Source organism: Moorena sp. (assembly GCF_982860115.1).
Genome location: NZ_CEYLVT010000272.1, coordinates 1 through 9,163 on the forward strand (window position 1 = coordinate 1; position 9,163 = coordinate 9,163).

Annotated in this window: 10 protein-coding genes; 6 read left to right on the forward strand and 4 right to left on the reverse strand. The window is 44.8% G+C overall.

All coding sequences use genetic code 11. The features are described 5' to 3' along the window. Window positions 1-237 precede the first annotated feature (237 nt). The gene (locus AC4II3_RS28715) at window positions 238-1,053 is read left to right on the forward strand and encodes a lysophospholipid acyltransferase family protein (protein ID WP_488014808.1); all 816 of its coding nucleotides are present in this window, start codon (window positions 238-240) and stop codon (window positions 1,051-1,053) included. A gap of 163 nt (window positions 1,054-1,216) precedes the next feature. Here AC4II3_RS28715 and AC4II3_RS28720 read toward each other — a convergent pair whose 3' ends face one another. Then, window positions 1,217-1,825 carry a hypothetical protein gene (locus AC4II3_RS28720; RefSeq protein WP_488014810.1) on the reverse strand — a complete coding sequence of 203 codons (609 nt, stop codon included), beginning with the start codon at window positions 1,823-1,825 and terminating at the stop codon, window positions 1,217-1,219. A 610-nt stretch (window positions 1,826-2,435) separates the two neighbouring features. Beyond that, window positions 2,436-3,428, reverse strand: a complete 993-nt coding sequence (locus tag AC4II3_RS28725; RefSeq protein ID WP_488014812.1) for an RNA polymerase sigma factor, RpoD/SigA family — start codon at window positions 3,426-3,428, stop codon at window positions 2,436-2,438. Window positions 3,429-4,359: 931 nt separating this feature from the next. Here AC4II3_RS28725 and AC4II3_RS28730 point away from each other — a divergent pair. After that, window positions 4,360-4,584: a ferredoxin family protein gene (locus AC4II3_RS28730; RefSeq protein ID WP_083305266.1), complete on the forward strand. Its 225-nt coding sequence runs from the start codon at window positions 4,360-4,362 to the stop codon at window positions 4,582-4,584. Window positions 4,585-4,722: 138 nt separating this feature from the next. Here AC4II3_RS28730 and cobO read toward each other — a convergent pair whose 3' ends face one another. After that, a complete protein-coding gene (cobO, locus tag AC4II3_RS28735) occupies window positions 4,723-5,424 on the reverse strand; it encodes a cob(I)yrinic acid a,c-diamide adenosyltransferase (RefSeq protein WP_488014815.1) in 702 nt (233 codons plus the stop codon). A 95-nt stretch (window positions 5,425-5,519) separates the two neighbouring features. On the opposite strand from cobO, the gene AC4II3_RS28740 reads away from it, so the two are divergent. From AC4II3_RS28740 to AC4II3_RS28755, 4 genes are all read left to right on the forward strand, one after another. Then, window positions 5,520-6,644, forward strand: coding sequence for a DMT family transporter (locus tag AC4II3_RS28740; RefSeq protein ID WP_488014817.1), 1,125 nt, complete (start codon window positions 5,520-5,522; stop codon window positions 6,642-6,644). A 34-nt stretch (window positions 6,645-6,678) separates the two neighbouring features. After that, a complete protein-coding gene (locus AC4II3_RS28745) occupies window positions 6,679-8,073 on the forward strand; it encodes an ABC transporter ATP-binding protein (protein ID WP_488014819.1) in 1,395 nt (464 codons plus the stop codon). Between the two features lie 259 nt (window positions 8,074-8,332). Beyond that, window positions 8,333-8,503 (forward strand): hypothetical protein, encoded by a 171-nt coding sequence (locus AC4II3_RS28750; RefSeq protein WP_488014821.1) that lies wholly within the window; start codon window positions 8,333-8,335, stop codon window positions 8,501-8,503. 121 nt (window positions 8,504-8,624) lie between these two features. Further along, on the forward strand, window positions 8,625-8,813 hold the full coding sequence (locus AC4II3_RS28755) for a hypothetical protein (protein WP_293043567.1): 189 nt from the start codon (window positions 8,625-8,627) through the stop codon (window positions 8,811-8,813). 159 nt (window positions 8,814-8,972) lie between these two features. On the opposite strand, the gene AC4II3_RS28760 is transcribed toward AC4II3_RS28755, so the two are convergent. After that, a partial coding sequence (locus AC4II3_RS28760) for a hypothetical protein (RefSeq protein WP_490722980.1) occupies window positions 8,973-9,163 on the reverse strand: 191 nt, incomplete at its 5' end.

Genomic DNA, 9,163 nt, shown 5'->3' on the forward strand with positions numbered 1-9,163 from the left:
ATCAGCTATCAGCTATCAGCTATCAGCTATCAGCTATCAGCTATCAGCTATCAGCCATTCGCCTAGGGTGATCTTTGGCCAAGGCTGACTGCTGACTGCTGTTCGCACAGCGTGCGCTTCGCGCATATGCTTACCAATACAGTCGCATCCCTGGTAAGACCTTTTAGTAATCAACTTAACCTATAGCTGAGGTTTTTTGGAATAGGATTTAACTGTAGTTAACTCAATAGTATAACCTTGACGCATCGGTTTGGTTGGTCTTTAGAAGAGCGAGATCCAGAAGTAATTGAATCCTATCTGCCCCAGTGGGAATGGTTTTATCGCTACTACTTTCGGGTTAAAACTGATGGCTGGCAGCACATTCCTGAGAGTAAGGTGCTGTTGGTTGGTTCCCACAATGGTGGATTAGCTTCCCCTGATCTGGTGATGATGATGTATGACTGGTTTCGCCGCTTTGGCACCCAGCGTCCAGTTTATGGTCTGATGCATTCCAATGCCTGGCAAATTAATCCCGACCTGGCGCAGCTAGCGGGAAAGATGGGGGCAGTCATGGCTAATCCCCAAATGGCGATCGCTGCTTTTCGTAAGGGAGCTAGTGTCTTAGTCTATCCAGGGGGTGCCCAAGATGTATTCCGTCCCCATAGCCAGCGTCATCAAATTCAATTGGCTGGACGTAAGGGCTTTATTAAACTGGCACTACGAGAAAAAGTTCCCATTGTACCGATTATATCCAACGGTGCCCATGATACCCTGATTGTCTTAGGTGACTGCTATGAACAGGCACGACAACTACACGAGTTGGGGATACCCTGGTTATTTGGTCTTGACCCACAAGTTTTCCCAATTTATCTCGGTTTGCCTTGGGGATTGGCGATTGGTCCTCTACCCAATATACCCTTGCCCATACCCATTACAACTCGTGTTTGCCCTCCGATTGTTTTTGAGCATTATGGTCGTGTTGCTGCTCAGGATAAAGATTATGTTGATGCTTGTTACGAGCAAGTTTGTACTCAAATGCAATCTGAGCTAAATGCTTTGGTTGCTGGATTATGAGTAACTGTGCCAATTTTAGAGTTTAAATAGCATTTAAATTTTAGAGATTGGATTTTTGATTTAATGCTCCCTAAATTAAGACTTACCCCTAACCCAAGGTTGTTAATGGTGAAGTCAAACTTGAATTACCTAACAATTAGTATTAGTCCAAGGGGAGCATTAATCACTCGGTGACTCTTCCTTGGTAGTTATCCCGGCAAACTCTCAAAATTTCCTGGTCACCATCACTAATAGAACTAATTGGTTGATATCCTTCTAGTCCAACCTTGTAAGGATAAGTCATAGCGCTATAGCGATGGTCAAGGGTTAGTTGTTGACCAACTGCAGCAATGGGTGAACGTTGTTGACGGGCAATGGTATGGGACAAAGCGGTTTGGTTGTAGGGATCAATAACCGTCAAATTCATTTGTTTTGAATCTAGGGTGCCGTAAAAACAGCTATATTCTGACTGAGGCATATATACCGCACCAAGCACGTTGCCCTGATTCGCTTCAAATACTAGATATTCTTTACCGATCTCTCCTGGTTGTGAGGATTCACCATAGAGGTAGATGCCATCATCAGGCATTGATGCATTTGGACTGCTTGCTTGAGTGTACGCTCTACCTGTAGTATCAATGGCTTGATCTGGTCGTTGAGGTGCTGCTGTTGCTATAGTTGATGAGGTAGTTACCAATCCTATCGTTAGCAATAGCCTTGTCAGGGGTAGTTTTCTAAGATTTAGCCGTTGATGTGCTGACAAGAACGATCCAGTTAATTGGTTAAGCATCATACTTACCCCCTTTTAAAAAAAAACTGTAAGACACCCTGAGCAAAAATTCTGAGAGTTTAGAGCATCAACTGATGAAGCCATAATCAATCAGAAAAAGTTAATTTTTCCTAAACCAGAGTTATGTTGACTCTTGAGGTTATAATCCTATTTAAGCCTAAACTCTGCTTTGGTTTGTTCCTTTGTTGAGCGGTTTATCAACTGTCACAGTTGGCGCTGGTGATAGCCGGAAATTTTGCTGAAGCTTGACTACCACCGTTCACCCAGCTAGTTGACCCTTGCTCTAAGCAACTATGAGTGACCTTTTGCTGAAATAGGTGAGTCTATACTCATCTTTTATTCAACCCTTAGAATAATTTTTCGTCCAGGTTAACTTACAAATTGCTTCTTAAATGGCTCTCCCAGGTTTTTTACCTCCTCACTCTCCCGTTTGGATGTGAAAATTTTGTGAAATTATAGGTGAACTTATACAGTGATGTAAGTTTTACTCTCACTATAGAAATACTCCAAAGGTAAGAACAGAGATTTCGGGGTTTTTTACATTTCTTTACAAAAAAATAAGTGGTAGCCAGAAACGGCTACCACTTATGCTTGGAAGACATTCAACCATTAGCTAGCTAGCGATGTACTCCCGGAAATTAGCATGGCGACGCCGTAGCTGTGCTAAGGCTTGATGTTCTAACTGGCGTACCCGTTCACGACTGAGGTTAAGTCGCTTACCAACTTTAGCCAGAGATAGCTCTTTGCCATCCTCTAACCCAAAGCGTAGCGCTAGCACTTCCCGCTGTTGGGGGGTAAGTTCTGCTAACAGCAGATTTAGGTCTTGCCGCAAGGACTCCTGAGTGGTGTAGTTAACCGGTGTTAGACCATCATCTTCTAGGAGCTCAGACAGCTCTGTGTCTTGGTTATCTCCGACGCGAACGTCGAGAGAGATCGGTTGACGAGCAATGCTCAAATATTCCCGAATCTGAGCTGGTTCTAATTCCAACTCCTTAGCAATCTCGGTGGGAGTAGCATTGCGACCTAGGGTCTGGGATAGTTCCCGTTGTACTTTCTTAATTTTGTTGAGCTTTTCAGTAATGTGGATAGGCAGCCGAATTGCACGAGCTTGCTGAGCGATCGCACGGGTAATCGCTTGCCGAATCCACCAATAAGCGTAGGTGGAAAACTTGTAGCCCCGGGTTGGGTCAAATTTCTCAACCCCTCGCTCTAAGCCCAAGGTACCTTCCTGGATTAAGTCCAAGAATTCCATGTTGCGCTTCTGATACTTCTTAGCGATCGCTACTACTAGGCGCAGATTCGCTTCAATCATCTTGCGCTTAGCTCGAGTACCTTGGTCTATGGCTTTTTTCAGTTCTGCTTCGGTCTTATTAATGGACGAAGCCCACTCTTCAGTTGTCGGTTCGCGCTCTAGCTCCTGTTCCAAGGTGGCTTTTTCTCCTAAGAGTGCCATCATTTGCTGCACTTGCTTACCATAAACAATTTCTTGCTCATGGGTCAGCAGAGGTACGCGACCGATCTCATGAAGATAGGTACGAACCATATCTGCTGAGAAGGTAGGCTTGGTAGGCTTGGTAGTTTTGGTTTTGGTTTTAGAAGTGGGCATGGGTGAGTGGTGACTCCAAAAACAAGCAGTGTAGTAGATTCTGTTGCGGATGTTTACTCCATCAAGTAACTACAATCTCTTTCCCTTGAGATCATTACGCCATGGATTGCATTACATTTATTACAAGAGGTATTAACCACCTACCTCCTTCCTTAGAAAGAGATTTAACCGTAACTATGAGGTTGACGCTGTATACTAAGTCAAGTTTTTATAGGTTTTGTCTGGGGCTTGCCCCAGTAATGGTACTCCTACAAATCGAAGATGTGGGGTTGAGGGCTTCGATGTTTCATCCGCCGCTGCCCCCCTGTAACTATATAAGTATTTATAGGTGATATATACTTATATATAAGTTATTTACAGATTGGTTTTATACAGCGTCCGGAGGTTTGGCTGATCGAGCACTTACTCCCGTAGTAGTTTCCTAGTACCTTGGCAGCAACCAGGCTCCCACAGGTGGTTTGAGGTTTTTAGGTTAATCCCCTTTAGTAAGGGTTAACCAAATGGTTAACCAGTTTGGGATTAAGTCGAAGTCATTACGATTTCAACTTAGCTCCATTGTATTACATATTTAGACCCCGGTAAAGCTGAAAAGGTTCAACAATTGTTTGCCTTGAGGAAAAAATCGCAATATCATAGGGACAGAGTCCGTCGATTACATTGGTGGGACTTGGGAGCTTGGTGGGGCTTCGGAGATTAAGCCTCAGGTATACCCTCCATTAAAATAATCACCCAATAATCAGGAAATAGATAGATACAGCGAAGTGAGATAACCGAACTCATGGGGGTCGTGATGTCTAGACACGCACCATGAAGGGCTACTGCTAATTGAAGCGTTGGAAGTAATTGGTTGGAGTTGGCTAGGGGGAACTTACCTAACTATAAAATTAAGAAAGATCCACATCCGACCCACTAGCACAAGCGAGAAAACACTTTGCCACACACGATTGTTACCGATACTTGCCAAGGAATTGCTGATTGCGTTGAATGTTGCCCAGTGGCATGCATTCATCCAGGACCAGGGAAAAATGCCCTCGGGAGTGACTGGTACTGGATTGACTTTTCTAGCTGCATTGACTGTGGCATTTGTGTCGAAGTCTGTCCAGTTGAGGGTGCTATTATACCAGAAGAGCGACCTGATTTGCAGAAAACACCATAATTTTTCGGGATCACGCACGCTATTGGTATGACAACTCTCCAAAAGCTAAATGCATAAAACTTGGGGATTGTGGACTGTTGAGGAATAGTTCAAAAATTTCTCCCCTACTCCCCTGGTTAACAGGATTAGAACTCACGATTAAAACTCAATACCAGGTTGTGCTTTAATCCCCTGTTCTTTTAAAGGATGCTTGACTAAGGTCATCTCTGTGACTAAGTCAGCTCGTTCAATTAGGGGGGCTGGTGCTCCCCTACCGGTTAAGATGACATGGGAATCAGTGGGTTTTTCGTCTAGTCCAGCCAAAACTTGCTCAATGCTGAGATAGTTGAGTTTCAAGGCTATGTTAATCTCATCCAATAGCACTAGCTTAATGTCAGGGTTACGGATAAACCCTAAGGCGGCATCCCAGGCGGATTGGGCTTTTTCGATGTCTCGCTCTCGATCTTGAGTCTCCCAGGTAAAGCCTTCCCCCATGGCATGGAACTCTAATTGAGGGGGATTGTTATCCGTGGCTACTGTCCAGTGCTCTAAGGCAGCTTTCTCGGCGGGTTCCCAAGCACCCTTAATAAATTGTACAATCACAACTCGGTAGCCATGACCAAGGGATCGCAAGACCATGCCTAATCCAGCTGTGGTCTTCCCTTTGCCGTTGCCAGTGTTAACCACAATCAGCCCTTTTTGTTTGGAGGCTTTAGCTAGGCGTTGTTCCTGTATCTCTTTGCGTCGCTGCATTTTTTGTTGATATTGCGTCCGCGTTAGCCCAGTGCCAGAGGAATCAGGGGTGTTTACCGATTCTAGACCTTGGTGGGAATCACTAGCAGACTTGATTGTGGTATTCATGTTTTTATGACCCATTCATTTTGAGCGACTCTTTAGCATACAGGATAAAACGCGCTTATTGCTTCTAAACTATCCCTGCCAACACCAAGAAACTTATGGTATCCCCAAAACAGAGGAGTGCTGCTGATAAAGCTATCCCACAACAGCTGACGCGATCGCAGAAAAGTCGTATAAAAATCCCAAAAAAAATCTCAATTGGGGTGCTTTTGGCCTTACTGTCTTGCCTAATTTTGTCGTTTCAGAATATAATTGTATATGTAATCTTTAATCAATCTTGGATCTTTGGTCTACAGAATGTTCAAGTCGGAGGCCTGGTAGCTCCTGGTTTTGGCAACTCCCTACTGATTCTGTGGCTAAAGATGCTGGTAGTAGTACCGTTGATGGCATTTGTGGCTAGGTTACTCTACCCATCGGTGTGGCGAGATATTAGGCGTTGTGCTCTGTCGGGAGACTTGCCTTTATTTGGCCAGGTGGTGGCGAGTAGCTTCTTTTTATTTTTATCCCAAGTGCTAATATACCTATCATTAGGTCTTATTCAACCAGGGGTAGCAATCACGATTTTTTTTATATATCCTATTGTGACGGTAATCTTGACAGGATTGCTGTTTGGTAATCGCACACATCTATTTACCTCAGATCTATTTAGCCCACATCTAGTTCGCCAACACCTAGTTCGTGCTCTAGTAATAGTTGGTGTTGTGGGTGGAGCGTTGCTTATTTCCCTACCTAGTCTCGCAGCTAAGCAGCCCTCTTCTGCATTGGGGGTTCTAGCTTCTGCTGGTGCGGGTTTGAGCTTCGCGGTTTACATTATTTTGACCCAAGTCAGCGCTAGAAAGCTCAACCCTATTCCTTATAGCTTTATTAATTTTACATTAATTTTGGTATTTTCTAGCCTGAGCTTATCATTTCCCCTAGATCAATCCTGGCGCTTTTTTGTTGAACCCACCCAAAGACTGGCTGTATACTTCAGCTGTCTGGGGTTGGGGGTGATAACCTTAGTGAGCTATCTGGTGCAAAACTTTGCCATCAGGCTCATTGGTGGGCGTCCAGCTGCGATTATCGGGTCAACAGCACCAGTGTTAACTACCATCTTAGCCGTGGGGATGATTCAACAAGGTTTAGGGTTACAGGAAATTATCGGATTGTTTCTGGTAACGTTAGGTGTGGTAACCCTAAGTATGGAAAAATTACGGCATCAGAGTTGGAAACGATCACAGTAAAGAAAAAATTAAGCGTAATTGGATATTGACCAACGTGGCACAGGTTATTCTGGAAAACGTTTTTAAAAGTGTTCCCGCCCGCAAAGGGGATACTGTTGTTGCACCAGTAACAACGGAACCTAAGGTAACAAATCAAGAAGAGTCACCAAGCCTTGAAGGAGAAAAGTCTGGACAGACACCTAAAACCCTTAATATCTTGCGGCGCATAAATCTGGAAGTCAACGATGGCGAGTTTATGGTGCTGGTTGGTCCTTCAGGCTGTGGCAAAAGTACTCTATTGCGGATCATTGCTGGACTAGAGGAATTGACTGCGGGAAAAATCTGGGTGGGGAACAGACAAGTTAATGATTTACCACCCAAAGAACGAGACATCGCTATGGTGTTTCAAAATTATGCCCTCTATCCCCATCTGAGTGTCTATGAAAACATTGCCTTTGGACTCAGACGAACTGGCTATGGGCAATTCAACATGGCAGAAGACTCTAATGGGAACTCTAAGAGTGTGCATTGGGGCAAGAATCTGCCACCGCAAATCAGGCAAGGGCTTGTGGCTACAGGCATGATGAATGGGGAAGTTCGCTCGAATCTGGAAAATGTCTTAACCACAATGACGCGATCGCTTCCTCGGGAACTGCGATACCTGTCCGAACGAGAGAAAAAGATTGACCAGCAGGTTCGCAAAGTAGCTAAGTTGCTACAAGTAGAACACTTGCTGAATCGATTGCCAAAGCAGCTGTCTGGGGGACAAAAACAACGGATTGCTCTGGGACGGGCAATTTCCCGTAATCCCCAGGTGTTTTTAATGGATGAACCCCTCTCTAATTTGGATGCTAAACTCCGGGCAGAGACTCGCAGCCAAATTGTGAAACTACAGCGGCAGTTAGGTACAACTACGATCTACGTCACCCACGACCAAACGGAAGCCATGACTATGGGGGATCGGATCGCGGTGATGAAAGACGGTCGCATCCAACAGATTGCTGCTCCTCTGGAAATCTATAATCAACCCGCTAACCGGTTTGTGGCGGAATTCATTGGTTCACCACCGATGAATTTTATCCCCATTCAGGTGAAAGCCCCTCGGGTAGTCTGTAATTCTCAGTTCCGCCTGACCCTCCCAGAAGTCTGGGAACCCATACTGCACCAGTATGATGGTCAATCCTTAACCTTAGGAGTTCGTCCGGAACACATGAGTATCAGTGCTCCTGCTCCTAAAAACTTGGTGGTTACCGTTGATCTAGTGGAAGCCTTAGGTAACGAGACTTATCTATCTGTGAGTATCCCGGAAGACTCTAGCGCTCTTCAGGTCAGAGTGCCACCAGATAAAATTGTCAGAATAGGTGACGAAATTTGGCTGTCTATAGACCCAGAGAAGATTCATTTATTTAACCCCCATGATGGGATGGCAATTCCTAAGTCTGATAGCTAAGTCGTAAGTTGCGTAGGGTGCGTTAGGGACGGGCGAGCCCTGATTTTCTCGGTAGCCAGTGTTAACACAATCCGTCCCGTAACGCACCAACCAAAGGGCTGACTAGACTTAGCCCCAGTTTTCGGAAACTTCCGGTCTCGAAAGCAGAGGAATTGATGCAAATAGGATTATAACGTGAATCCCTGATTCGGATCCCCCTAAATCCCCCTTAGTAAGGGGGACTTTTGGGTTGCATTTCCTCCTTTTATAAGGGGGAATTTTGGGTTTAATTTCCTTCTTTTCTGACGATTCCCGATTCCCGATTCCCGATTCCCGACTCCCGATTCCCGATTCCCGATTCCCGACTCCCGACTCCCGATTCCCGACTCCCGATTCCCGACTCCCGATTCCCTCAAAATTTTTTTACAAAACTTTTCAAAATATGCTATAATATAATATTTTTTGTGCTACAATAAAATTGTTCCCGTTAAAATCAACGGCAAGAGCCAGCCTAACGATCTTCCTTGGGCGAAGGCTGGCTCTGGCTCCCACTTAAAGGAGATACACTTATTATGTACTATGGTAGAAACCTATACCCATGGGTAATGGTTAGGCTATTGCCACCCATGGCACCAGTGGTTTTCGCTCGGTTCGACAACCTTTGTGATGCCAAAAGGTATGTGCAGCCTCTTAAACGGCTCATGCCTGATGCTAAGTTCCTTATTTTTCTTGATATCAGTCTGCCTATGGATCAAGAATAATAGGTAGTTAAGGAATTAATAAGAGTAGAGTGGGCAGGATGCCCGCTCGAAAATAGGCGTTGCTCAATTAAGGAATGAATAAAAGTAGAGTGGGCAGGATGCCCGCTCGAAAATAAGGAGGAAACTGGCAAGATGCCAGTTCTACCCAAGATGCCAGTTCTACCCAAGATGCCCATTCCAGAAAACTCTTAAAATCATTCCATTATTAAGCAACGCCCGAAAATCTATTGAAACTGGCAAGATGCCAGTTCTACGCAAGATGCCAGTTCTACGCAAGATGCCAGTTCTACCAAGATGCCCATTCCAGAAAACTCTTAAAATCATTCCATTATTAAGCAACGCCCGAAAAT